The following is a 25,270-nucleotide window of genomic DNA, read 5'->3' as shown; positions in this document are numbered from 1 at the left end:
TAGAATGCTGAAATAAAAAGCGTGCAAATATACGATATATTATTAGATATCTTTTAGCAGAACTAAATAGTGATTCTCTAGCATGCGCATGGCGCCTTCTTCCAACTCCGATTTATCTGTGTAACCACAATAATGCAAAACCCCATGAACCATGACGCGATGTAACTCTTCACTTAAATCTGTATTAAAATCTTGAGCATTATCAGCGACACGTTCGGTTGAAATGTAAATATCACCTTGTATTACTTTTCCTACTGTGTAGTCGAAACTAATGACATCAGTTAAAGTATCATGATCTAAAAATTCAACATTCAAAGAATGCAGATAATTATCATCACAAAATATATAGTTGATTTCACCCAACTCACATCCTTCAGATTCAATAACTTCTTGTATCCATTTTCCCAGGACAACTTCATTATCAATCTCAAAATCGTTTTCGTAATTAAAACTAATCATTGGCTTTCTTGAAATATGCTTGTACTTTCTTTTTATAAACTGGCTGTAAAGGTAAACTTTGACGATTTAAAATCTCCGTTGTATTGAAATATTCTTTAGCCGTCGGTATTTGATTGTTGGTATTATTCTGAAATTCGGTTTTATTCGTCTCCGCTTTACGCTTGGTATCCTCACCTTGTTGCAAAGTAGCATTCTCCAATTTCATGAGTTGATGCTGTAAATTCATCATTTTTTGAAGCGTTTGATTGGTAAAACCTTTATTTAATAAATCCATTTCAACATCCTCCATTTGTTTCAAAATAGCATTTCCAACACCTCTTTTCCCTTCTTTTGCTAATTTATCTTCCAACGCTTGACGTATTTGTTGCTGCTGCTGATATATTTTAAACAATTCGCCTTTACTGATTTCGCTGCCTTCACCTTCACCCATCTGACTCCCTCCACTATTACCATTTTGGCCGTCTTTACCCGACTTTCCTTCCTTGCCACTTTTGCCCTCTTCACCAGGCTTTTCGCCTTTTTCCTTTCCTTTTTCGCCCATTTCACCTTTTTCACCTTCATCTTTAGGTTGGCCCTGATCACTTTTCTTCATACCGTCCTTCATTTGCTTATTCAGCTCTTCTTGGCTCATAATAATATCAGGTAAACCTTGCTGTGGTTTTCCACCACTACCAGAACCAGACGCTTGCATTTGCATTTGATTTTGCATCTGATTCATAATATCACTTAAAAAATCGGCTAAATTATTGGCCGCCGTAATGGTGTATTGTTGTCGAGCAATACCTTCATATAATTGATTTTCCGAAAATTGATCCAAGGATTTATCGATATTAAAAAACACTTCTGAAATCTCCTTATTCACCGTTTCGGACAGTTTAGGCTGACGCAAAGACAATGCAAACAAACTATCGTCAATATGCGAGAAATGCTCTTTTAAATCGTTTTGTTTGCGTAAATACGTTGCATATTTATTATGGTTTATTTCTATAGTTTTAAAACGATCCATTAAATTTTCCTGATCAAATGAAAATAACAATAAATTATCCAAAATTTGACGCAGCATTTTCAAGTCTTCTTCCATTTGTTCTCCACCGCCAGCTTGCATAGCGATTTTCATTTTCTCGCCCATTTGTTTCATTTTTTGGGCGGCCTGTTTCTGTTTTTTCTGCGCTTTTTCTTGATTTTTCTTCGCATCATCCTCTTGATTCTGCTCCTCATTTTCTTCCTTCTCACCTAGCTCATCAGAAGCTTCCTGCTGATCCTTTTCAATGGCTTGCTCCTGCTTTTCATCTTGAGGTACATCCATAGGTTGTTTCAATTCCTTATTGTCTTTTTGCAACTCGTCCAAGGCTTCTTTAAAATCTTCAAACTTCTCATTTAACGTATCTTGAGATTCCTTATCATTATTCTCCGGTTTTTCATCAGATAGTTTCTCTTGTTCTTCTGCTAATTTTTCTAAATCTTGCTGCAGTTTTTCTAATTTTTTAGCCACATAATAGCGCTTGGTTAATTCCAATAATTGTTCCAAACTCCGTTTCTGATTTTTATTTTGTTTAGATAATTCCTCTAATTTTTCGGTTAAATCTTCTTTGTTAATTTTCTCTTGGAGTTTTTCAAGCTCATCCAAAAGTTTTTCATCCTTTTTAAGTTGCTCTTCATTATCTTTTAAACGTTCCTTTATATCTTCTTTAAATGCATCTTCTTCCTTGTTTTCCTTTTGAAATTCGTTTAAATTTTCTTCCAATTTCTTGTTGAAATTTTTCATCATTTCCTCCTGCTGCTTTTGACGCTTTAGGAAATTTTCAAACTTCTTCTTATCATTAAAATTCAATTCAGATTTCTCTTTCTGCGTTTTAGAGAATTCTTCCAACTCTTTTTCACGTTCATCCATTTTTTCCAAAGACTTATTTAAATCTTTTATGGTTTCATTTTGCTGCCGCAGTTGCTTATCCTCGGTTTCGTCCTTCGTTAATTTTCGGAAGGAATAAATTTTACTTTTGGTACTTTTAAAGTTATTAATAGCGTCATTATCAAATACTTGAAAATACAAATCATAGCTAACACCTTCGGTTAACTCTAAATTATTAGGGAAAGCCGTGATAAATTCACCCACATTTCCATTGGAAATTGGAATTGGCTCTGTTTTAATCTGTTTGTCGTCTGCTGACGGATAATAAACCAAATGCACTTTGCGCAAACCATAATCATCGGTGGCTTGCCCATAGAAATACATATCTTGTTGATTAATACTATCAATTTCCATTTTAATATGTAATTCCGGGTAATCATCTTTAATAACATCTATAGAAAATGCCAAACGCTCATAATCTTTTAAGGATGTATTACTAGTAGAAATGGTATAATCAAATTTATTGTAAACCGTTTTTGTTAAGTTGAAATCACCTTGCTTTTCACCTGAAAATTGCATCGTATCATTCGCAAACAATTTTACATTTTCCGTAGATTTTGTCTTTAATTTCCAAGACACTTTAGTTCCCTGTGGAACAACCGCGTTTCCAGTTCCTGTTAAAATTTCATCTGCTTTCTTGATATAATCCGGATAGTCCAGAACCATTTCGAAACCTAATATGGATGGCACTTCAGCAACTTTTAAGATATACGGTTTGGAGTTAACCGAATTGGCCGACAATCTAAACTCCACATCACTTTTAAGCCTACTAAACACGAATTCAAAGTCGCCAGCAGATTTCTGTTGTAAAAAATACGTTTCGTCATTATAGGTAATTTTAGCATTCTCTGGAATAACGTCACCAACCGTTTTAACTTGTAAAATAAAGTCTTTATTTTCAGTAGCTGTCAGATCATTATTAACCACAAAAAACTGAAAAGGTGCCGGCGGTTCATAAGCTGTATTGTGATTTACAACCCGATTATAGCTATCACTAAACCAACTCATTTTTCCAGATAAAACGGATAATAATATAATGACAATGGGAATAGCCGCATATTTAACATAGCGTAAATTCTGTTTGAAATTAATGGCTAGTTTGAATGGAACTGGTTGTAATTCCACAGATTTTTGATTAATGCTTGCCAATAAAAGTTCAGACTCCACACCATGCTGTTTTAATTGTAAAACATTCAGCAATTTATCATTGACTTCCGGGAAATGTGTACCAATTATTTTAGACGCTTGGATATAATCAATTCCTTTTTTTAACTTGAATAAATGCGCTAAAGGAATAGCGATAAATTTTATAAAAAAGGCGACCTCTACGCCTATAAAAATCCAAAATAATACTGTTCTAGAAGTTATGTCCAACCAAAAAACATATTCTACAAAAAGTGTTAATAGAAAATATAGAAAGCCAATAGCAAAAAATAGTATGCTGCCTTTTATAAGTTCGTTTGTGTAATAACGCCTTACAAAAGCTTCTAATTTCTGTAAAATAGTATCAAATTGCGTCACGTATTTTCAGTGTTTTCTGTTCAACTTACTAAACTACAATTTTTTTTGTTCGGTAATTATCTATATCTGATAACATTGTGTTAATTTAGAAGGACAAAAAGACGTTATTATGAAAGATTTAAAATATCTAGTAGCTTTTACTATTCCGTTAACCACAATCATCAGCTTATATTTTCAGGGCTATTGGAGTTATTTTACACCCTTTTATGCGTTTATATTATTACCTATTTTAGAACTACTTTTACCAATAGACACAGCTAACTATTCCGAAGAGAGCGTCAAAGAAAAAAATTTAAATGGTCTTTTTGACTGGATGCTGTATTTGAATTTACCCATTGTTTATGGTATACTACTTGCTTCACTGATTCTTATTTCAAAAAACACACTCGAAACCTATGAATTTATAGGAATTATATTGGGTGTAGGAATGGTTTTAGGCAGTAATGGTATTAATGTTGCACATGAATTAGGCCACAGACAAACCACCAACGAACGTTTTATTGGGAAAGCCTTACTTCTACCTTCCTTATATATGCATTTTTATATAGAGCATAATTTCGGTCACCATTTGCATGCAGCCACTAAAGAAGATCCGGCAACTGCTAGATACAATCAAAGTGTTTATGGTTTTTGGTTTACCTCAACAACCCGACAATATATAGGCGCTTGGAAGATTCAGAAAAACTTATTATCGCGAAATAATCAATCGTTTTTAAGTGCCTATAATGATATGTTTTGGTATGTCATTCTCCAACTTGGCTACCTACTAACCGTGTTTTTGTTATTTGGATCAGTTGGACTATTATTCGTTCTAGGCTCTGCCATAGTAGGATTTTTACTTTTAGAAACCGTTAATTACATTGAGCATTATGGGTTGTTAAGAGGCAAAACAGATTCTAGACGTTATGAACGTGTGAAGGAAAATCATTCTTGGAATTCCAATCATGTGGTTGGACGAATGGTTTTATATGAACTGACGAGACATAGCGATCATCATTTTAAATCGAATAAAAAATATCAGATATTAGAGTATCATGAAGTAAGTCCGCAAATGCCATTTGGCTATCCAACATCCATGGTCTTGGCCTTAATTCCGCCTTTGTGGTTTAAAATCATGAATAAACGTGTTCCCCAAGAGATGATTGTGATGAATTGAATTATCTATTCTCGATACTAATTTTACGATTTTTCAATCATAAAATTCACTGGAATTGACGCACTTCATCAAAATATAAAACGGATTTCAGCTAATATTCCAAAACCTAACGGTCGTAAACTGCGCTTTATGCCATTTTCTTTGTTGTTTGTGAATTGCTATTCTATCTTTGTGCTTTCAAAACATAAAATATGTCTAAACCAGTACGCGTCCGCTTTGCACCAAGTCCAACCGGACCTTTACATATAGGCGGTGTCCGCACGGCCCTTTTCAACTATTTATTTGCTAAAAAACACAACGGAACATTTATTCTACGGATTGAAGATACCGATCAAAATCGTTTTGTGGAAGGCGCTGAAAATTATATTGAAGAATCTTTAAAATGGTGCGGTATTATTGTTGACGAAGGTGTAAATACCAACGAAAAATTTGGACCATACAGACAAAGCGAGCGTAAAGAAATTTACAAGCAATACGCTGAGCAATTAATTGCTTCAGGCAATGCTTATTACGCTTTTGACACGGCTGATGCTTTAGATGCACACAGAAAAGATCACGAAACAGAAGGGAAAACCTTTATTTACAATTGGCATAATCGTAAAAAAGGGCGTTTAGTAAATTCTTTGGTGCTTACCGAAGTCGAAACTCAAGCGAAATTAGATGCGGGCCACGATTATGTGATTCGTTTTTTATCACCTCAAGATGAAACCTTGCATTTAACGGATATTATTCGTGGTGAAATGACTATTGAAACTAATATTCTAGATGATAAAGTGTTGTTTAAAAGTGATGGTTTACCCACTTATCATTTAGCGAATATTGTGGACGACCATTTAATGGAAATAACCCACGTAATTCGTGGCGAAGAGTGGTTACCATCTTTAGCATTACATTACCAACTATATGATGCTTTTGGTTGGGACAAACCTGAATTTGCACATTTACCATTGATTTTAAAACCTACAGGAAAAGGAAAATTAAGCAAACGTGATGGCGATAAACTCGGTTTTCCCGTATTTCCATTAGCGTATAAAGATGACAAAACGGGTGAAATGTCTCGTGGATATCGTGAGGATGGTTATTTTCCAGAAACCGTTATAAACTTCTTGGCTTTTTTAGGATGGAATCCAGGAACCGAACAAGAAATATTTAGCATGGATGAGCTTATTGCTGCTTTTGATTTAGACCGTGTGAATAAATCTGGTGCGCGTTTTGATCCTGATAAAACAAAATGGTTTAACCATCATTATATGCAAGAGCAATACAATGATGATTTAGCGAAAAGCTTTAAAGATATGCAACCAGAATTAGCAGATATTGATGTTAATTATGTGGAATTAGTGGTTGCACTCATAAAAGAGCGTGCTAATTTTGTGAGTGATTTTTGGGAATTAAGTCACTTTTTCTTCCAAACTCCAACGGATTTAGATGAAAAAGCGGTTAAAAAAGCTTGGAAAGAGGATTCTCCAGAAATTATGACCAAAGTAATGACTGTTCTTGAATCTGTTGAAGATTTTACAGTGGAAAACATCCAAACAGAATTAAAAGGCTGGATTACTAAAAACGAAATTGGCTTTGGAAAAGTCATGATGCCCTTGCGTTTAGCTTTAGTTGGCGCTTTACAAGGACCAGAAGTTTTTGATATTATGTATTTAATAGGAAAAGATGAAACCAAACGCCGCATTGAGAATTTGGTGAATACGTTGGGCTCAAAATAATTATCATGATTACCAAACAAGTGGAATGTGTTATAAAATTCAATATATTTCAATTAAATAAGTTTAACCTATAGTTATCATTATGAGAAAAAAGGAATTCCTAATAGTGTTTTCGGTTTTAATAGTGTCATGCTTTACTATACAAAGTCAAAACTCTAATTTTGAATTTCAAAATGAAGAAAAAATAGAAAGTTTTTTAGTCGAAAATCAATTGGAATTCAATCGTGAAGATTTAGTTATATTTAAAAACTTTGAAGCTTTTCTTAAATTTAACAATGATGGTTATCTAATTGGACCGGTTGTCCACGTTTTCGATAAAGATGGCTTGTATTTAGAGTACATTAAGATATCGGATATAATTGATAAACTTTCTAACTTTAAAAAAATAAGAAACAAACCCAAAAAAGACGCTATCCATATTGATAGTTGGTTTAATGACCTTGTTAATTATAAAACTTTACAACCTTTACAAAAAACAGAAAACAATGACTATTATTTTGTTTTAAGTTGGGCTAAATTCTTTAACAAATCTAAAAATATGGATGCACTTTTCAAATGGTATAAGGTTTTACAGCGTCAAAAAATAAAAGGCGAAAATATTCAAATTGTTTTATTGAATATGGATTTTCAAGATTATTGGGAATTATCACCTGAAAAGAAAGAAGATTTACTTAAACAGGCCAATAAATGAAATATTTAATAGTAGTTCTTATGTTATGTTTGAGTTTACCGCTATTCTCGCAAAATTATGTGCCAAAACAAACCGAAAATATTAAAATAACATATCTGCCTTTAAACGAATTGCAAGACCAAATAAATAGCTCTAAAAGTGCTACAAAAATTATTTATTTTTACAGTAACACCTGTTCTGCCACCTTGGAGTTTAACCCAATTATAAATGATCTTTATTTAAAAAATAAGGACAAATTTGAGTTGTTTGTTATTTCAAGAGAATCTAAAAGAAATCAAGAAGCATTAAATAATTATTTGTTTTACGAAGGCTTATATTTTCCTGTATATTTAACGAATAAAAAATCATTTTCTAGTATTATAAAAACCCTCTGTTCAGATTGCAATGAAGATGTTATGGGTGATTCTAGCTTTTATATTTTGGATTCTGACAATACGTTACTAGCTCAAAGTCATTATGATTTAACAGCAGACCAAAAGAAAAATTTGATAAGTAAATATCTAGATTAACTGTTTTTTTAAAACGAAATCATTGCTGTAAACGCCAACATAGATTGATTTCCTTTAAATTTTCCTGGGTTTCCAGTTTGGTCTAAATCGGGATCATTTAACTTATTAAAGGTGTTTAAAAAGCCATAAATATATTGAGCTTTTAAACGAAAGTGACTAAATCCAGCCGATAAACCAATCGCGCCATCCACGTTAAATTGGCTGATTTCACGGATATCTTTCGCTTGTAAATTGGTGTAATTCGCAATAAAATAATTTTCTTGATTTTTATCATCTAGTTCCAATTGGCCATTGTATTGAAGCATGGGTCCCACATCAATAGTTAAAAAGCTTTCAATTAACTTCACATGCATTAATAAGGCTATTTGAGCCGTCAATATTTTAAAGTCAACGAATTCTTCATTAGAAAGCAATACAGGCTTTGCAGCAATCCCTAAATGATTTTCAGCTAACTGAATAGTATAGCTCATGTTGTACCACTTGTTCGGCAAATCGACAGTTGCAGAAGCGCCAAGCATCCAGCCATTATCTTTTTTAGTGGTGAAATTATCGGTTACAATATCATACTGTGTTAAACCACCATAAATACCAATGCCATTTACAATTTTATAGTTTTTTGGCTGGCCAAAACCCATTGTAATTAAACTGATACAAATAGCTGCAAATAGAATTCCTGATTTTGAGTTTAACATGATGAGCTAGGGATTTATAACAAAACTAGGGAAAAAAATATTAAATTTTTAATTTTCTTCATGTAGAATTCAAGCGTGTAGATTTCTTTGAAAATCACCTTATTCCATTAAAATATAGCGTAATTTAGAAGTCCATTTTTAATTTAAAAAACAAGCTATGATATTTTTTATTCCATTAATTTTAATTGGACTTTTCATTCTGTTTTCCTCATTTTTTGTGGTAAAACAGCAAACAGCCGCCATTATTGAGCGCTTTGGAAAGTTTCACAGTATTCGCCAATCAGGTTTACACATGAAAATTCCAATTGTTGACCGTGTTGCAGGACGTTTAAGTTTAAAGATTCAGCAATTAGATGTTATTATAGAAACCAAAACGCTGGATGATGTATTTGTAAAACTTAAAGTTTCTGTGCAATACAAAGTAGTTACAGAAAAAGTTTACGATGCTTTTTACAAGTTGGATTACCCGCATGAGCAAATTACAAGTTATGTATTTGATGTGGTTCGTGCTGAAGTTCCAAAAATGAAATTAGATGATGTTTTTGTGAAAAAAGATGATATTGCATTGGCTGTAAAAGCAGAATTAAATGATGCTATGATGGATTATGGTTTTGATATTATTAGAACGTTAGTTACCGATATTGATCCAGATCCTCAAGTAAAAATAGCCATGAACCGTATTAATGCTGCAGATAGAGAAAAAACTGCCGCACAATATGAAGGTGATGCACAACGTATTTTAATTGTTGAAAAAGCAAAAGCTGAGGCCGAAAGTAAACGTTTACAAGGTCAAGGTATCGCGGATCAGCGTCGTGAAATTGCACGTGGATTAGAAGAGTCTGTTGAAGTATTAAATCGTGTGGGTATTAACTCTCAAGAAGCTTCTGCATTAATTGTTGTAACGCAGCATTATGATACACTTCAATCTTTAGGTGAAGCCACAAATAGTAACTTAATTTTACTGCCAAATGCACCACAAGCTGGAAGTAATATGCTAAATGATATGGTAGCAAGTTTTGCTGCTAGTAATCAGATTGGTGAAGCCATGAAGAATAACAAAAAGACTAAAGAATAAGGTCTTCAAAACACGAATTACCTTTTTTAAGAGGAACATGTAAGTAGAAAAACTTTAAACGGTTTACTACTGATGTTCCTCTTTATATTTTGTGATAATTGCAATCAAACTTTCTAAATAATCTTCCAGTTCTTTCGTGCTTATTTCAGGGTTTTTTTCACTAGGAATGGTACTAGGAATCTCATCTAAATGTTCATAAACTTCCGGATAATTGGTTTCAATATTTCTAGTTACTGTTGAAATTTCAGTTAGGAGTTCTTTTACCGTTTTCATATTATTTATATTTAAGTTCATAAAAGGTATCAAAAAACACATGCATAAAAAAAGAAAATGTGTTAGCTATTTGTTAATTCATTTTGAAAGGATGCCGCTCTTCCCAGTCCTTGGCGGGATTCATGAGTTTAAATATATATTTTAGCAGCGTATTCATAAACCAATTGGTATGCTTTAAATACATCAGCATTTTTTGAGGTTTTGCACCCACGGAACTTTTTATTTCCATAGCTGTTCGGGCATAAACAATGGCTTTAAACTGATTTTTAATGCCAAATTCTGCCATGTCATAAAGCATATTTAGATACAGCTGATGTTTGAATTGGTAATTAGAATCATAGCCTAGAAAGTAGGTTTCCAAATAGTTGTTATTTATCAAAAGTGTGTAAAATCCTACTAACTCCTCTTTTAAATAATAGCCAAATACTTTAAAGTTGTCTCCTAATTCTTTTTTGAAAGTGAAAAAGTGATTTTCGGGCAATATAAAAGAGTTAATTTTAGCGTTGTTAGAAACGTTTTTATACAATTTATATAATATTTCAGATTGCTTTAAAATAGCAGCTTCATCTAATTCTATGGTGGAAATATCCTGGGCTTTCTTTCGGGCTGATTTATAACGATCCCGATATTTTTTATGCAGAGCGGCCAAATAATTGTCAAAAGTTGACCAATTTTCTGGAATGTTCATAATCATATTAGGTTGAACAGCTAACTGATGAAAACCTAATGTATTCAGTGCATTGTGGTTGGTGTGAATCGCATCTGTTAGAAAATAATCCTTCAATAAAACCGCACGAATCTTCTTGTTGTAAACGGTTTTAATCTCTTTTTCTAATACTGTAACAGCATCCAATAAAGCGTTAGTAAATTCGGAATCTGACACTACATTTTGATTGTAATATATACCATGCTGACCCGTATGCGTTATATTTCCAACTACTAGAATATTACCTTTTAAAACCCTAGAAATCTGATTTTTAAAACGTTCTTTATAGCAAGAATCATCTGCATTTCTGAACATATCATTCAAATATAATTTTACACGCTGAATTATGGAAACACCTATTAATTCTTGGTTTCTATAAAACGCTAAATAATATATAGTAATGTTGTCTGGTGCTGCTGCTTCTAAAGCTTTTAAATAAGCAGATTGCAAAAAAATGTCATGATAAACCAAAGCATCCCAAGCTGATGGTAAGGTATGCGCAGATGTAAATAGTTTTGTTTTTACCAAAGTTTTATGAAAAAAGACGGATTGTGTACATCAGTCTTTCGTATTATATATTCATTACAAATTAATTCCAACCGCAAACAATTCCGCCCATAATTGTAGTACATACTATCCAATATCCGCTATTTATAAAAACATATTTCCAGCTTCTTCGTTCAAACAACGCATTAATTGCTAACACTGGAAAAATGAATATAGCTCCCGCCATAAAACCATGCAAAGCGCCATGTTTGAAAGTTCTGAATGCGGTACCATAATCGGCCATAAAAGCAGTGTAAGAAGGTAAAGCGTCTGTTGAATTTCCGCCTATCATTCCTAAAGCACCAGTTTGATGAATGGTGTAAAATTGTAATACAAAAGCGATTATAAATGAAAATACTACGGTTAAAATAACTATTTTAACGAGGTTACCTTTCTTTAAAATTTCCGAAGTTAAACCTGCTTCACATATCCAAATAGCACCAAAGGTTCTTGGATTATACCAAATATAACCCATAATTACGGGTACAAAAGCAGCCACTAAAATGGCTATAAAATTAATATCCATGGTTCACTTTTTGAAAAATTAGTGATTTAAAGATATATTAAAATTCTGGTTTATCGATTTCCAACGACTGCAAATCACAGAAACATCTTAATCTAGAATTGATGAGCGAAAATTCAAATTTAAGAAGACATTTTTACCATCTCCCACTGGAACCGCCACCGCCAGATCTGCCGCCACCACCAGAAAAACTGCTGGATGATCGGCTTGATGGACTTCTAGAGGAATGGCTACTGCCGCTACTAGATCCTGACGACGAAAAATTCTTGGTCATATAGCGCTTGTCCGATTTTAAAAATGAAAACTTAATAGGGTCATACAGGCTATTCTTTCTACCTAAAAAGGCCAAAATAACAGGAAGCAAAATGATTATAATACCCACAAAACTCACTCCTATTGGAATAGTTAATAAACCTGTGCTGTAAAATGCATCATATATTTCATCTGGATTTTTATTAAAGAAAAGCATGCCTGAAAACATAATAGCAAAAATTAAAGGCACGATAATAAAAGGCAGTGAAAAAAGTATAGTAAAAAGTAGACCAATTAATACAAATGGAAAGGATAGCACGCTTACTTTTCCCGTAATTAATCCCTTGTAAAGATTTATTAATTTTCTAAAAGAAGACATAAATAAGGCACCACCCACAAAAATAAATACACCCAGAAATGCGAAAACCACGCAAGCTATTAAAATTGTAAATACAAAAGGCATATTCTTAAGTTCATTCACCTCATTAACATTGGCAAACTCATCAACATTTGTCAACTCTTCAGCATATTTAGGATTGCTAATAAAATTAATTATTTCATCTGTAGCTAAATCGACTCCCTTGTAAAAATCGCCATTTTTAAACTCAGGCGTCATTATATTTCTGGTGATTCTAGAGGCGAGCGCATCCGTAATGATCGGTTCTAAACCATAACCCACTTCAATTCTAAATTCCCTATCGTCTTTAGCTATCAGAATTAATAGTCCATTGTCCTCCCCTTTTTGACCAATTTTATTGATTTCATAAACACGAAGCGCAAACTCTTCAATAGAATTATTTTCTAAACTATTTACAGTAACCACCACAATTTGATGCGTGGTTTCAATTTCAAAATTTTTAAGTTTAGTATTTAAAGCTAGCACTTCATCTGCAGTAAATAATTGGGCATTATCTGTGCAAAATTCCGTTAAAACAGGATAGTCCGTTTGTGCTGTCATAAACTGAACGAAGCATAAAAGGAGGCCTAAAAAGAGAATTTTAATCTTCAAAATAATAGCATTATATATAAAAAATCCACAAGTTTAAAAGCTTGTGGATTTTAGGTTTTGATTATAAAGCTTTAGCTTCTTCTACTAATAATTTATTTTTATCTTCTAAAGCTGTCGTTATAAAATCGTTTATAGCATCGTTCTTTTCCAATCCTTTTTTAAGCAATACGCCTAAACTAATCATGGTTATAATACGCGTTCCTGATTTTTTAACGGATGTATTAAACAAAGGTTCTAAATCATCGTAATTAACATGCTTTGCTAATTCTTGAATAGCTTCTTTGGCTTCTTCACGCTTATCGTCTGGTAATTTATCATACTTTTTACCGTATTGTTTTATAAGCTCGATTGCTGGACGCTTTTGTTCAGTTTTAGGCTGGTTTGCAGTTGTTTTAGGCTTTTGTTTAGCCCAAGAATCTTTTAAACCGACGGTTTTATTGAAAATTAATTTTTCTGAAGAACTATCATCATCCACATTAAAATAGCCCAAACGTTGAAACTGAAACTGCTCCCCTATTTTCGCATCTGCTAAACTTGGTTCTATGAATGCTTCAACAATTTTTAAAGAATTGTCATTAATAAATTCCATAAAATCCATTTCCACATGACTGTCTGGTGCTTCATCATTAAACAGACGATCGTATTCGCGCACTTCAGCTTTTATAGCATGTTTTATAGAAACCCAATGTAAGGTTCCTTTTACTTTTTTCTCTGTATCTTCTGTATACGTACAATGCACTTCAGTTATTTCACCTTTATCATTTTTCACAACAGAATTTGCCGTGATGATGTAGGCATTTTTAAGTCGCACGTTACCACCTAATTTTAACCTAAAGAAATTATCAGAAGCTTCTTCTTTAAAATCATCTTTTTCAATATATAATTCACGAGAAAATGGCACTTTTCTAAAACCAGCGCTCTCATCTTCCTGATTATTTTCAGCTTCTAGCCACTCTTCTTTATCTTCTGGATAATTAGTAATTACCAATTTAATGGGATCTAAAACAGCCATAACACGTGGTGCCGATTTGTTTAAATCTTCACGGATACAGAATTCTAAAAGCGAAACATCAATTACGTTATCTCTTTTGGCGACACCTACTTTATCAATAAATTGTTTAATAGATTCTGGCGTATATCCACGACGACGCAAGCCTGAAATAGTTGGCATTCTTGGATCATCCCATCCTGTAACGATGCCTTCTTCTACTAATTTGAGCAACTTACGTTTGCTCATAATAGTATAACTTAAGTTTAAACGTGCAAATTCACGCTGTTTTGGAAGCATTGGTAGCGCTTCTGGTTGATATTTATATACTTGGTCCTTAAACCAATCATAAAGCTCTCTGTGCGGCTTAAATTCAAGCGAACATAAAGAGTGGGATATTTGTTCAATATAATCGCTTTCACCATGTGTCCAGTCGTACATAGGATAAATACACCAATCGTTTCCAGTTCTGTGATGGGATTTCTTTAATATACGATACATTAACGGATCACGCATAAGCATATTGGGATGTTGCATATCTATTTTAGCACGCAAAACATGAGAACCTTCTGGAAATTCGCCCGCTTTCATGCGTTCAAATAAATCAAGATTCTGCTCAATACTTCTGTTTCGATACGGACCGTCAACACCTGGTTGCGTTGGTGTTCCTTTTTGTTCCGCCATAGCCGCACTTGTTTGCGAATCTATATACGCTTTACCTTCTTTAATTAAAGCAACTGCCCAATCATATAACTGCTGAAAATAATCTGATGAATACACTTCTTCAGCCCATTTATAGCCCAACCAAGCAATATCACGCTTAATAGCATCCACGTACTCCTGCTCTTCTTTGGCTGGATTGGTATCATCAAAACGCAAGTTTACAGGCGCATTATATTTTTCGCCCAAACCAAAGCTAATGCCAATGGCTTTAGTGTGTCCAATATGCAAATAGCCATTAGGTTCTGGTGGAAAACGAAAACGCAAGGCTTCCTTTTTTAAACCATTACTTAAATCTTCTTCTATAATGTGTTCAATAAAATTGAGTGACTTTGTTTCTTCAGACATATTCAATACGTGTTTTTAAAAACTGCTGCAAATTACGGAAATATACGTTTGTTGTATTAACATTTCGCGCATTATTGTTTAATTTTATCCAAAATAACAGACCATGAAACAACTTAATTATTCCTGTCCTAAATGCGACCATAAAAACTATCAAGTAAGTGAAATGCGCGCAACAGGTGGTACTTTCTCTAAAATTTTTGATATTCAAAATAAAAAATTTACCTCTGTAACGTGCGCACGCTGCACGTATACGGAGTTTTACAAAACTAAAACCAGTGGATTAAGTAATGTTTTTGATTTCTTTACAAGCTAATGGGAACTATCAAAGTTGAAAATATTCGGGTATTTGCCAATCATGGTTGCTTAAAAGAAGAAACTAAAATTGGTAGTGATTATCGTGTGGATTTAGAGATCAAAGCTAATTTACAAGCATCAGCAAAATCTGATTCACTAAATGATACTGTGGATTATGTGTTTTTAAATAGAATAGTGCGCGAAGAAATGGCGAAACCTTCTTATTTATTAGAAACGGTTGCCAAACGTATTTTGAATCGTATTTTTAATGAAGATACAATGGTTACAAAAGCAACTGTTTGGGTGAGTAAAATGAATCCTCCAATTGGCGGTGATGTGGAAATGGTGACGATAAAAATGCAGGAAAAGCGAAAAAAGCAAAAGTAGTAGCGAAGTAGTTATATTTTTTTTACATTTGTGCTCTCTTAAAAAAGAGACTCCTTTTATTTAAAGGAATTGGGTGTCGTGGCCGAGTGGCTAGGCTCAGCTCTGCAAAAGCTGCTACAGCGGTTCGAATCCGCTCGACACCTCCAAGAACCTTCAACGTACGTTGGAGGTTTTTTTTTGTTCTAGATACAAGTTCGCGATACAAAATGGCTGAAATACGCCCTTTCACTCCTGCCTAACGGCAGGCAGGCCAACTGACATTGAAAACATGTAAATGCATTTAGTAATTACGTTGGTGTTTCACTTTTCCAATTTGCACCAAAATAGAGATTATTACGTGTTATTATAGAAATTTTATAGGTAAGAAACTTCTATTTAGTTTATTTTTAAATTTAAATTTCTAGGTATTACCAACTTCAATAATTTGCAAACGATTGGTTTTAAAATTAACTGAACTGCATTTTTTGAATCGACTAGCTTACGTTGTACAAACTTGCATGATTAGTATAAAAAACTTTCAAAAAATTCCATTTTTGAATAAATTGTTATATTTCTTAAATTAAAACTTTTTAAGATCTAAATTTGTTAACCTTACAACGTACTGTACATTAACCTTTACACTATAATTTAGTATAAATCTCTAAAAAAATACATGTATGAAAATCCTTAAATTCGTTTTAATTTGTTTTTTAATCGGGACAAATGTCTCCTGTTCTTCTGACGATGATAGTGATAATCCGCCAATCAATATAACTGGTTCATGGACCTTAAAAGAAGGTTATATTCCAGCAGGTTCTACTAATGTTAATTTAGGAGGCATGTCTGTACCAATACAATATTCGGGAAGTTTTGTAGAAATAGATGAAAATAATAGACTAAATTTTCAACAGGACAATACCTTTACCTCTGTTACTGGTAACATTTCTTTAGAGATGGACTTAACTGTAATGGGTACACCGCAAACCCAAAGTTTTGAAGGCAGTGATATGTTTGGACAAGGTACTTGGGAACTGAACGGAAGTGAATTACTAATACACAATGAAAATGGCACTACTATTAAATATTATATTGATAAACTAGAAGGAAATGTGCTCTATTTAAGTGCTAATGTTAAAGATATGAATACAGGTACTCCAAACCCTATGCTAGAAAGTATGAATATTATAATTAAAATGACACTTGAAAGGATTTAAATTGGTCTAAATACACATTTAAAAAGTCTTCTATTTTAAAATTAGAAAAGCCATTAGGTATTTAAGCACCGCCTTTTTATAATTGCAATTATAATTTTTTTGAATTAATCAGACCTCATAATTCTAATAGAGATATTGGACTTTGAGGTCTTTTAGTATGCGAAGAAATCCATTTCTTAAGAATTGTTAGTTGGACTATTATAAGTAGGCCACTAAAAATTATTCAGATTTAAACAGTTCAATATTTTGAAGTTTCTCTTTTAAAATTTCCTTTTCTCTAGGGAAAAAGGCTTGTAAAAGTAGTAAAATACCAAATCCCATAATTACCAAAGAGACAATTTTTTTAGTTTTAAAAATAAGCCTTGGTGTAAGTTTGTTTTTAAGTGTTTTAGCAGCCAAAATTTTAAGAAGATCTACTAGAAAATATACGGCTAAAATGGTTCCTAAAAATATAAAAAGCCCTTGATTATTTTCAGTTAATGAGTTGCCAATAACTATGAAACCCAACCAACCCAGCAAAACGCCAATATTAATAAAATTAAGTAAAAAGCCTTTAATAAAGAGTTTTCCGAAGTTCTTTTTAATTTCCACGGTGTGAAATTCCCGAACAATAACCCGAAATGATTTGGAGGTTTTTATAAAAGATATAAATCCATAAACCGCCAAAAGGACGCCACCAAAAACCAAGAAATTAGGATCATCTTTAATTTTATCCAATAATTTCGTGGTACTATAATAGGCAACCACTATAAATAACATATCGGCTACAATAACGCCAAAGTCGAAAATTAACGCGCTCTTAAATCCTTTAGTGGCGCTGGTTTCTAGAAGAACGAAAAACACAGGTCCAATGGTAAAGGATAATATTATTCCGAAGGGAATGGCCGTTAAAATATCGTCAATCATAAATTATTTAAAAGCTATTTCTACAAATTTATGAAAATCCTATGTATTAATCCTTACGAATTATCTTTCCACCAAAAACGGTGTCTTCTTTAACAGATTTCGGATTTCCATATATGTAAACAGTTCCGCCAGCACGTACTTTTGCATCCACTTCTTCTGAAGCTTTTATATCTGCTTCACCAGCTGCTCGAATAGTAACTTTAGCGGTTTCACTTTCTAATTCTTTACCCAAAAATGATCCACCCGTATTTAAATCAATTTTTTGATTTTTGGTGGCTCCCGATACACGCACAACACCACCAGTTGCGGCTTTAACTTCTAAAAAAGTCATGTTGTCTACTAGTACCTTAATACTACCGCCTTCTTGGGCATCCAGTTTTAATTCAAACTGATTAAAAATCTCGTTGGAACCAACAAAGGAACCTTCGTTGACATCAATTTTATCAATTTGTTTGTAGTAAATTTCAACCGTAGTTAAAGCGCCATCAAAAGATTTTTTAAGCGACATTTTAATTTTTAGTTTTCCGTTTTTGTTATCAATAATAACATCTTCCGAATTCCGACCTTGGATAATTACTTTAGTTTCATCCGATTTTATTAAGGCTACTTCTATCCTATCGTAAACTTTTATTTCATTAAAATCGCCAAGCGATCTTTCTGTTTGCGCTTGACTTACAGATATACATGCACATAAAATGAGTGCAAAAAGAAACTTTCTCATGTCATTTAAAATTGTGAAATTATTTACTAGATTAAATAAAAAACTAGGCCTCATTTTTTCCTACTAAATAGAAATCAAGGTGTTTTTTAACTAAATCCGTGTTTTTTACTTTAACAATAACCTCATCACCCAATTGGTACATAATTTTATTCTTATTCCCAATTAAAGCATAATGATCTTGATCAAATTGATAATGGTCGTCTTTCATATCGCGAACACTTACCATACCTTCACATTTATTTTCAATGATTTCTATATAAAGTCCCCAATCTGTAACGCCAGAAATAACACCTACAAAATCTTCATTTTTATGATCTTCCATAAAACGAATTTGCATGTATTTAATAGAATCACGTTCCGCTTTCGTTGCTAGATTTTCCATATTACTGGAATGGTTACACTTTTCTTCGTAGATATCGGCATTAGCAGATTTTTCACCATCCAAATACATTTGTAATAAACGATGCGCCATAATATCTGGATAACGACGAATTGGTGATGTAAAGTGGCTGTAATAGTCAAAAGCTAGTCCGTAATGACCAATATTATGTGTGGTATATTCGGCTTTACTCATAGTTCGTATGGTTAAAGTATCTACCAAATTTTGTTCTTTTTTACCGACTACTTCACTTAATAAATTATTTAATGAAGACGAAACAGATTTTTTATCTTTCAAATTTAATTTATAACCAAAGCGGCTAACGACATTTTGAAGTGCCTCTAATTTACTATCATCTGGTTCATCATGAACCCGATAAATAAAGGTTTTTTTCTGCTTTCCAACAAATTCTGAAACTTTTCGGTTGGCTAATAACATGAATTCTTCAATCATTTTATTAGCGTCCTTGGACGATTTAAAGAAAACGCCAATTGGATTTGCATCTTTATCTAAATCAAATTTCACTTCTACTTTATCAAAGGAAATAGCGCCTGAACTCATTCGTTTAGAACGCATTTTTTTTGCAAAAGCATCCATCTTTAAAGTGGCAAAAGCAATTTCTGGAGTGGTATTATATTGTTTTCCCGAAATAGCGACTTCAGCAGGAATGGTTGTATCAATTTTAGACATATCAACGGTGTTAGATGACATGTTTAAATCTGCATTTTCTTCAATAATAGCTTGCGCTTCTTCATAAGCAAAACGCGCATCACTATACGTAACCGTTCTACCAAACCATTCATCTACGACTTCCGCTTTCTCGTTCATTTTAAAAACGGCCGAAAAGGTGTATTTTTCTTCATTTGGACGTAATGAACAGGCATTATTTGATAAAACTTCAGGTAGCATAGGCACCACACGATCTACTAAATAAACCGAAGTGGCCCGTTCGTAAGCTTCTTCATCTAAAATAGTTCCAGGTTGCAGGTAATGCGAAACATCGGCAATGTGAATTCCTATTTCGTATAAACCGTTATCTAAAACTTCAAAAGATAAAGCATCATCAAAATCCTTGGCATCTTTTGGATCAATAGTAAAGGTTAAATCCTTACGCATATCCCGACGTTTAGCAATTTCTTCTTGGGTAATAGCGGTATCAATTTTATTAGCAAAATCTTCTACTTCCTTCGGAAATTCTAATGGCAAACCATATTCGGCTAAAATAGCATGAATTTCGGTATTGTGTTCTCCAGGTCTTCCAAGAACTTCAATAATTTTTCCGTTTGGCGAATCCGCCTTTTCTGGCCATTCCTCTAATGAAACCAATACTTTATCGCCATCTTTGGCATTCATGGTTTTATTAATAGGCACAAAAATATCGGTGTACATTTTATTACTATCTGCCACTACAAAAGCATAATTATTATGCAATTGAATAACGCCAACATAGTCAGATTTAGCGCGTTTGATAATTTGAGTAATTTCGCCTTCACGTTTTCCCTGTTTAAGGCGTTTATAGGCATAAAACTCTACCTCATCCCCGTGAAGCGCTTTATTCATATTATTGGAGGCAATGTATATATCGTCTTCAAAATCATCGCTAATAATATAGCCTGATCCTCTAGAAGCCATATCTACGCGACCCGTATGATATTCTGTAGAAACAAGGGCTTTAAATTTGCCACGTTCTACTTCTTCTACTTCTTGTTTAACTTTAAGTTCTTGAAGTTTTTTAATAATTTGATTGCGACTGCTGGCATCATTTACGCCTAATTTTGACGCTATTTGTTTGTAATTAAATGCTTGGTTGCGGTCTTTTTTTAAAATACTTAAAATAGTATCTGTAAGGTTGGAAATCTTGTTATGTGATGGTTTCCGTGTTTTCTTTCTTGTCATGTATTACTTGTAATCATTTCATTCCTTTGAAATAAGGAATTTTATAGTTTTATAAATTTAATACTTTTAGAGAAGAGTTTAACAGAATCACAGCAATTAATAGTAGTGATCAGGTTATTAGAAGTATTAAATTTCATACAAAGCTACGTTTTTAATATTAAATGCGTGTTTCTTTAATATTACGTTAACGTAAAAAGACTCACATATTCATGTGAGCCTTTTTATAATATGTAATTTTTATTATTTTATTTCACTATAAATTTCTTAACACTTTTCCCTAAAGTTGTTTCTATTTGAGCAAAATACATACCTTTAGAATAATTAGAAACATCAATTTTAGTGGTATCTTCTTCTGAAACTATTTGTCCTAAATGATTATAAATTAGCACTTTTTTAAGTGCTGATATCTGGTTTAATTCAATTCTTAAAATGTCGGATGTTGGATTTGGATATAAACTAATGCTTTCCGCTAATTCGAAATCCGAAATACTTAACTCGTTAAACGATTCAAAATCTTGCCAAACAGGCGCCGCTTGATAATCTGGAATGGTTCCTGCTGGCACCGTTAACGGAATAGTATTTATGGGAACATTATCAAATACATCAGCGTCAATTGCGAGTGGATTATTCCAGTTTACCGAAACATTTGTAAGATTATCGCAAGATTTAAATGCTTCAGATTTTATAGTTGTAACACTACTAGGAATACTAATGGAATTGAGATTAGTGTTAAAAAAAGATTGGACACCAATACTAGTAAGCGTCTCTGGAAAATTAATAGAACTTAAACTCGTGCATCCAAAGAATGCAACATCTGCTATAATATCAAGATTTGGAGGCAAAATAATATCAGTTAAGTTTATACAACCATAAAATCCGTAAGTTCCTATTGTCGTAATATTATCAGGAATTGTTACATTTATTAAACTAGTACAACCATAAAATACACTTCCATTTATAGATGATAAACCATTAGATAAATTTACAGTAGTTAAGTCTGTACATCCCATAAAAACCTGTAGGCCCAAATAAGTAATACTGTCCGGTAACATAATTTGAGTCAAACTAGTACAATCTTTAAAAGCTTTTGATTGTAAATTAGTTAAGCCTGATGGAAACGTTAAATTTGTCAAACTACTACAACCAGAAAATGCTTCGGCATCAATATACGTAAGCGAGCTAGGAAAATTAATAGTTATAAGAGCTGTAGAATTCCTAAAGGCCGCACTTCCAATTCTATTAATTCCGTTAGGTAGTAATACATTAGTTAAACTTGAACAATTACTAAAACCAAAATCAGCAATACTTGTAATAGTATACGTTATGCTATTGTCCGTGACATTTTCTGGAATTACGAGATTACTTGTTGGACAGTTATTGTTATATTTTTTTACTGAAACAAAATTATTAGTAGCATCTGTTACGGTATACTCCAAAATACCGTCATTAAACGTTTGGCTTTGGCTTATAATAATACTAAATAAACTTAAAAATAAAAATAGTGTTAATTTCATAATATAGATGTTTTAAATTAATCTTTCATTGTTTATTATTAATGAATCATATATTGGAAGGTTAACATTTAAAAATTAAATAGTTTATTTTTTGAAAATTGAATCCAGAAGTAGTTATCCACATATATATATATAATCATCTTTTTCTTTTAAAATTTAAAAAAATAATGATGGTTATTATAGGGTGTTAATAGAGCCTATAACTTTATCAATTTTAATTTTGATTACACGTAGTTTACAATTTATTGATACGTAGTTAACATGTTATATGTTCTTAATGAGTTCATTTTTAGGTGAATTTTGAAAGCTATTAACAACTGTTAACAACTGATATTAATAGTTAATAGCTGACAAGTATTTTCAATTTCTATGTTTATAAAGCTTTAAAATTGGTCTTACAACTTGTCCAAAAAAAAGGGCTAACTTTTTAGGTTTATTGCTTTGAGTTTTCGCTTGAAAAAATTAATTGACTTTAAAAAATTTACCTGTTAGAATTTGATAAACACTTATGAACAAGTTATGAGGTGTAAAATGGGTACTTATTAAGAGTCTTAAATATTTATTAAAAATAATTTTAAAACACTTGCAATCAATTAGTTATATTTTTATAGATTTATAGCATTGGAATCCTCTTTTCCACTAATTTCTTTTTCAAGTTAAAATAGCATAATACTTTTTACGAATCTATTAAACTATTTTACAATGAAGAAAAGTCAAACTTTAATTTCAACAGTCCTTATTTTTTTAGTTATTCAACTTGCCATATCGCAGTATACTACGATACCAGATGTTGCATTTGAGCAATTGTTAATAACTCAATCTATTGATAGCGAAGGTACGCTAGATGGTAAAGTTTTAATAAGCGATTTAACTTTAATAGTTAGTGTAAATATTTCTAGCCACATTTTTTACAAAGCACAATTTTAATGGGACTTAATAATTGTTTGATTTCTTAAGATTAGCAAACTTGGATAATATGGTTTTAATATTTTGTGTAGGTTTATTAAGCAAAACCTTGGTGGATTTACTAATTTGAAACCTTAAAAATTAACCATTTTATGGTACTTATCTAAACCTATAGATATCCTTTTATTTTTTTACCTTTAACGAGATACAAAAAGCTATAAAAAATGAAAATATCTATAGGAAACGATCACGCCGGAACCGATTATAAATTTGCTATTATTAAACATTTGGAAGGCAAAGGTCACCAAGTTACTAACTACGGAACCGATTCCAACGACAGTGTAGATTATCCAGATTTTGTACATCCTGTTGCTAAAGATGTAGAAAGTAAAAAAGCGGATTTCGGAATTATTATTTGCGGATCTGGAAATGGTGCCAACATGACGGCCAATAAACATCAAGCTGTGCGTTCCGCATTATGTTGGACCACCGAAATTACCGCTTTGGCTAGGCAACATAATAATGCCAATATATTGAGTATTCCTGCACGATATACATCGGTTCAGCAAGCCATAGCAATGGTTGATACGTTTTTAGAAACTGCTTTTGAAGGTGGCAGACATCAAAATAGAGTTGAAAAAATTTCGACATCTTGTTAAATGGGGCACCAGCAAGCACATAACCACGCCCATCCAGATTTGAGAGGTCGCAAACTTCTCATTTCTATTTTTCTGAATATTCTAATTACCATTGCGCAAGTTATAGGTGGTTTAATATCAGGAAGTTTGGCCTTGTTAAGTGATGCTTTGCATAATTTTAGTGATGTTATTACCTTAATAATAAGTTATGTTGCTTCCAAATTAACCAAGCAAAAAGCCTCGGTAAGTAGAACGTTTGGTTTTAAACGCGCCGAAATTCTAGCGGCGTTTATAAACGCGTCCACGCTTGTTATTGTTGCGGTAATTCTAATTATTGAAGCCTTTAAACGCTTTTTAAATCCGCAAGTAATTGATTCTACGCTGGTAATTTGGTTAGCTTTTATTGCTATTTTAGGAAACGGTTTAAGTGTTTTATTACTTAAAAAGGACGCAAAATCGAATTTAAATATGCAATCAGCTTATTTGCATCTTCTAACGGATATGCTGGCTAGCGTTGCGGTTTTAATAGGTGGTTTACTTATGAAATACTACCAATTATTTTGGGTAGATAGTTTACTAACTTTTTTAATTGCCGTGTATTTAATTTGGGTTGGCTGGGATTTACTAAAAACATCCACCAAAATGATTATGCTTTTTACACCAGATCATATCAATATCGAAACAGTTGTTAAAACAGTAAATCAGATTCCGAAAGTAAAAAAAATGCATCATGTTCATATCTGGAATTTAAGTGATGATGAGTTGCATTTAGAGGCACATTTAGATTTATTTGAAGACATATCCGTAAGCGAATTTGATAGCTTATTAACAACGATAGAACAGGTGTTGCATGACGAATTTAATATCAACCACGTCACCATTCAACCAGAATACGAAAAAGCAGATCCTAAAGAAGTTATTGTCCAGGATTAAAAACCAAACTCTGATGAGAAATTCGCTTTTATTATTTATGCTCTTGAGCATTTTATCCTGTTCACGGGCTACAGATGCGCTTATTAATGAAGCATTTCCGCCACCTCAAAATTTAGAAATAGCCATTAAGAACAATACCAATACCAAACTTTTACGAACTGAAATTATAACGGCCAACGGAAGTTTAGTATTTCAACAAATAGAACCAGAAAGTTATTCAGGTTTTTATGAAGTAAGCGCTGTTTATTCCGAGGTGGAAATAACGGTCCAAACTGCGAATGGTTTTTATGCCTATTCACCGGTTAGATATGACGAAAATACCCTAGTAACTAAAGGCCGTTATTATTTTGAGGTATCCCTAGAAATTCCAGGAAATAATTTAGTTGTAACCCGAAAGTCCTTTTAAAT

General features: G+C 32.7%; 24 protein-coding genes and 1 tRNA gene. 13 read left to right on the top strand and 12 right to left on the bottom strand.

From position 1 onward, the window contains the following. Positions 1–42: 42 nt before the first annotated feature. Together ybeY and ES674_RS02840 are read right to left on the bottom strand one after the other, a co-directional pair. Positions 43–459, bottom strand: coding sequence for an rRNA maturation RNase YbeY (ybeY, locus tag ES674_RS02845; RefSeq protein WP_148402468.1), 417 nt, complete (start codon positions 457–459; stop codon positions 43–45). Then, on the bottom strand, positions 452–3,889 hold the full coding sequence (locus tag ES674_RS02840) for a DUF4175 family protein (RefSeq protein WP_148402467.1): 3,438 nt from the start codon (positions 3,887–3,889) through the stop codon (positions 452–454). Before ES674_RS02840 ends, ybeY begins: the two co-directional genes overlap by 8 nt. Before the next feature lie 109 nt (positions 3,890–3,998). On the opposite strand from ES674_RS02840, the gene ES674_RS02835 reads away from it, so the two are divergent. The 4 genes from ES674_RS02835 to ES674_RS02820 all read left to right on the top strand — a co-directional run bounded on the left by ES674_RS02835 (position 3,999) and on the right by ES674_RS02820 (position 7,963). Then, positions 3,999–5,045, top strand: coding sequence for an alkane 1-monooxygenase (locus ES674_RS02835; protein ID WP_148402466.1), 1,047 nt, complete (start codon positions 3,999–4,001; stop codon positions 5,043–5,045). Positions 5,046–5,236: 191 nt separating this feature from the next. Continuing rightward, positions 5,237–6,763, top strand: a complete 1,527-nt coding sequence (gene gltX / locus ES674_RS02830) for a glutamate--tRNA ligase (protein ID WP_148402465.1) — start codon at positions 5,237–5,239, stop codon at positions 6,761–6,763. 82 nt (positions 6,764–6,845) lie between these two features. Further along, on the top strand, positions 6,846–7,454 hold the full coding sequence (locus ES674_RS02825; protein ID WP_148402464.1) for a hypothetical protein: 609 nt from the start codon (positions 6,846–6,848) through the stop codon (positions 7,452–7,454). After that, on the top strand, positions 7,451–7,963 hold the full coding sequence (locus tag ES674_RS02820) for a thioredoxin domain-containing protein (protein ID WP_148402463.1): 513 nt from the start codon (positions 7,451–7,453) through the stop codon (positions 7,961–7,963). Before ES674_RS02825 ends, ES674_RS02820 begins: the two co-directional genes overlap by 4 nt. An 8-nt stretch (positions 7,964–7,971) precedes the next feature. Here the strand turns inward: ES674_RS02820 and ES674_RS02815 are convergent, their stop codons facing one another. Next, positions 7,972–8,655, bottom strand: a complete 684-nt coding sequence (locus tag ES674_RS02815) for a hypothetical protein (RefSeq protein ID WP_246125959.1) — start codon at positions 8,653–8,655, stop codon at positions 7,972–7,974. A 157-nt stretch (positions 8,656–8,812) separates the two neighbouring features. On the opposite strand from ES674_RS02815, the gene ES674_RS02810 reads away from it, so the two are divergent. Continuing rightward, complete coding sequence (locus ES674_RS02810; RefSeq protein ID WP_211359264.1) at positions 8,813–9,730, top strand: SPFH domain-containing protein; 918 nt, start codon at positions 8,813–8,815, stop codon at positions 9,728–9,730. A 66-nt stretch (positions 9,731–9,796) separates the two neighbouring features. Here the strand turns inward: ES674_RS02810 and ES674_RS02805 are convergent, their stop codons facing one another. The 5 genes from ES674_RS02805 to ES674_RS02785 form a co-directional block, all read right to left on the bottom strand. Continuing rightward, positions 9,797–10,003, bottom strand: coding sequence for a hypothetical protein (locus tag ES674_RS02805; RefSeq protein ID WP_148402462.1), 207 nt, complete (start codon positions 10,001–10,003; stop codon positions 9,797–9,799). Positions 10,004–10,076: 73 nt separating this feature from the next. Beyond that, a complete protein-coding gene (locus ES674_RS02800; protein WP_148402461.1) occupies positions 10,077–11,237 on the bottom strand; it encodes a GNAT family N-acetyltransferase in 1,161 nt (386 codons plus the stop codon). Positions 11,238–11,298: 61 nt separating this feature from the next. Next, positions 11,299–11,781: a DUF1761 domain-containing protein gene (locus ES674_RS02795; protein WP_148402460.1), complete on the bottom strand. Its 483-nt coding sequence runs from the start codon at positions 11,779–11,781 to the stop codon at positions 11,299–11,301. A 133-nt stretch (positions 11,782–11,914) separates the two neighbouring features. Continuing rightward, entirely contained in the window at positions 11,915–12,988 is a 1,074-nt protein-coding gene (locus ES674_RS02790; protein WP_148402459.1) for a TPM domain-containing protein, read from the bottom strand. 112 nt (positions 12,989–13,100) lie between these two features. Further along, positions 13,101–15,095 (bottom strand): glutamine--tRNA ligase/YqeY domain fusion protein, encoded by a 1,995-nt coding sequence (locus tag ES674_RS02785; protein ID WP_148402458.1) that lies wholly within the window; start codon positions 15,093–15,095, stop codon positions 13,101–13,103. A 103-nt stretch (positions 15,096–15,198) separates the two neighbouring features. On the opposite strand from ES674_RS02785, the gene ES674_RS02780 reads away from it, so the two are divergent. The 4 genes from ES674_RS02780 to ES674_RS02765 all read left to right on the top strand — a co-directional run bounded on the left by ES674_RS02780 (position 15,199) and on the right by ES674_RS02765 (position 16,969). Continuing rightward, positions 15,199–15,408, top strand: a complete 210-nt coding sequence (locus ES674_RS02780; RefSeq protein ID WP_148402457.1) for a zinc ribbon domain-containing protein — start codon at positions 15,199–15,201, stop codon at positions 15,406–15,408. Next, a complete protein-coding gene (gene folB, locus ES674_RS02775; RefSeq protein ID WP_148402456.1) occupies positions 15,408–15,776 on the top strand; it encodes a dihydroneopterin aldolase in 369 nt (122 codons plus the stop codon). Before ES674_RS02780 ends, folB begins: the two co-directional genes overlap by 1 nt. A 72-nt stretch (positions 15,777–15,848) precedes the next feature. Continuing rightward, a tRNA-Cys gene (locus tag ES674_RS02770) sits at positions 15,849–15,922 on the top strand. 510 nt (positions 15,923–16,432) lie between these two features. Then, positions 16,433–16,969 (top strand): lipocalin family protein, encoded by a 537-nt coding sequence (locus ES674_RS02765; protein WP_148402455.1) that lies wholly within the window; start codon positions 16,433–16,435, stop codon positions 16,967–16,969. 219 nt (positions 16,970–17,188) lie between these two features. Here the strand turns inward: ES674_RS02765 and ES674_RS02760 are convergent, their stop codons facing one another. The 4 genes from ES674_RS02760 to ES674_RS02745 all read right to left on the bottom strand — a co-directional run bounded on the left by ES674_RS02760 (position 17,189) and on the right by ES674_RS02745 (position 22,385). Beyond that, on the bottom strand, positions 17,189–17,875 hold the full coding sequence (locus ES674_RS02760) for a LysE family translocator (RefSeq protein ID WP_148402454.1): 687 nt from the start codon (positions 17,873–17,875) through the stop codon (positions 17,189–17,191). 46 nt (positions 17,876–17,921) lie between these two features. Beyond that, on the bottom strand, positions 17,922–18,596 hold the full coding sequence (locus tag ES674_RS02755; protein WP_148402453.1) for a head GIN domain-containing protein: 675 nt from the start codon (positions 18,594–18,596) through the stop codon (positions 17,922–17,924). Between the two features lie 43 nt (positions 18,597–18,639). After that, positions 18,640–20,871, bottom strand: coding sequence for a ribonuclease R family protein (locus ES674_RS02750; RefSeq protein ID WP_148402452.1), 2,232 nt, complete (start codon positions 20,869–20,871; stop codon positions 18,640–18,642). A gap of 245 nt (positions 20,872–21,116) precedes the next feature. Continuing rightward, positions 21,117–22,385 (bottom strand): leucine-rich repeat domain-containing protein, encoded by a 1,269-nt coding sequence (locus ES674_RS02745; protein ID WP_148402451.1) that lies wholly within the window; start codon positions 22,383–22,385, stop codon positions 21,117–21,119. 702 nt (positions 22,386–23,087) lie between these two features. Here ES674_RS02745 and ES674_RS02740 point away from each other — a divergent pair. The 4 genes from ES674_RS02740 (at position 23,088) to ES674_RS02725 (ending at position 25,268) form a co-directional block, all read left to right on the top strand. Further along, positions 23,088–23,312 carry a hypothetical protein gene (locus ES674_RS02740; RefSeq protein ID WP_148402450.1) on the top strand — a complete coding sequence of 75 codons (225 nt, stop codon included), beginning with the start codon at positions 23,088–23,090 and terminating at the stop codon, positions 23,310–23,312. Between the two features lie 203 nt (positions 23,313–23,515). Further along, entirely contained in the window at positions 23,516–23,950 is a 435-nt protein-coding gene (gene rpiB, locus ES674_RS02735) for a ribose 5-phosphate isomerase B (protein WP_148402449.1), read from the top strand. Further along, positions 23,951–24,862, top strand: coding sequence for a cation diffusion facilitator family transporter (locus tag ES674_RS02730; protein ID WP_148402448.1), 912 nt, complete (start codon positions 23,951–23,953; stop codon positions 24,860–24,862). A gap of 13 nt (positions 24,863–24,875) precedes the next feature. Further along, positions 24,876–25,268: a hypothetical protein gene (locus tag ES674_RS02725; RefSeq protein ID WP_148402447.1), complete on the top strand. Its 393-nt coding sequence runs from the start codon at positions 24,876–24,878 to the stop codon at positions 25,266–25,268. Positions 25,269–25,270 lie beyond the last annotated feature (2 nt).

This window comes from Bizionia myxarmorum (assembly GCF_008086205.1).
Lineage (GTDB): Bacteria > Bacteroidota > Bacteroidia > Flavobacteriales > Flavobacteriaceae > Algorimicrobium > Algorimicrobium myxarmorum.
The sequence above is the reverse complement of the archived record's forward strand: the minus strand, read 5'-3'. Positions and strand labels throughout refer to the sequence as shown.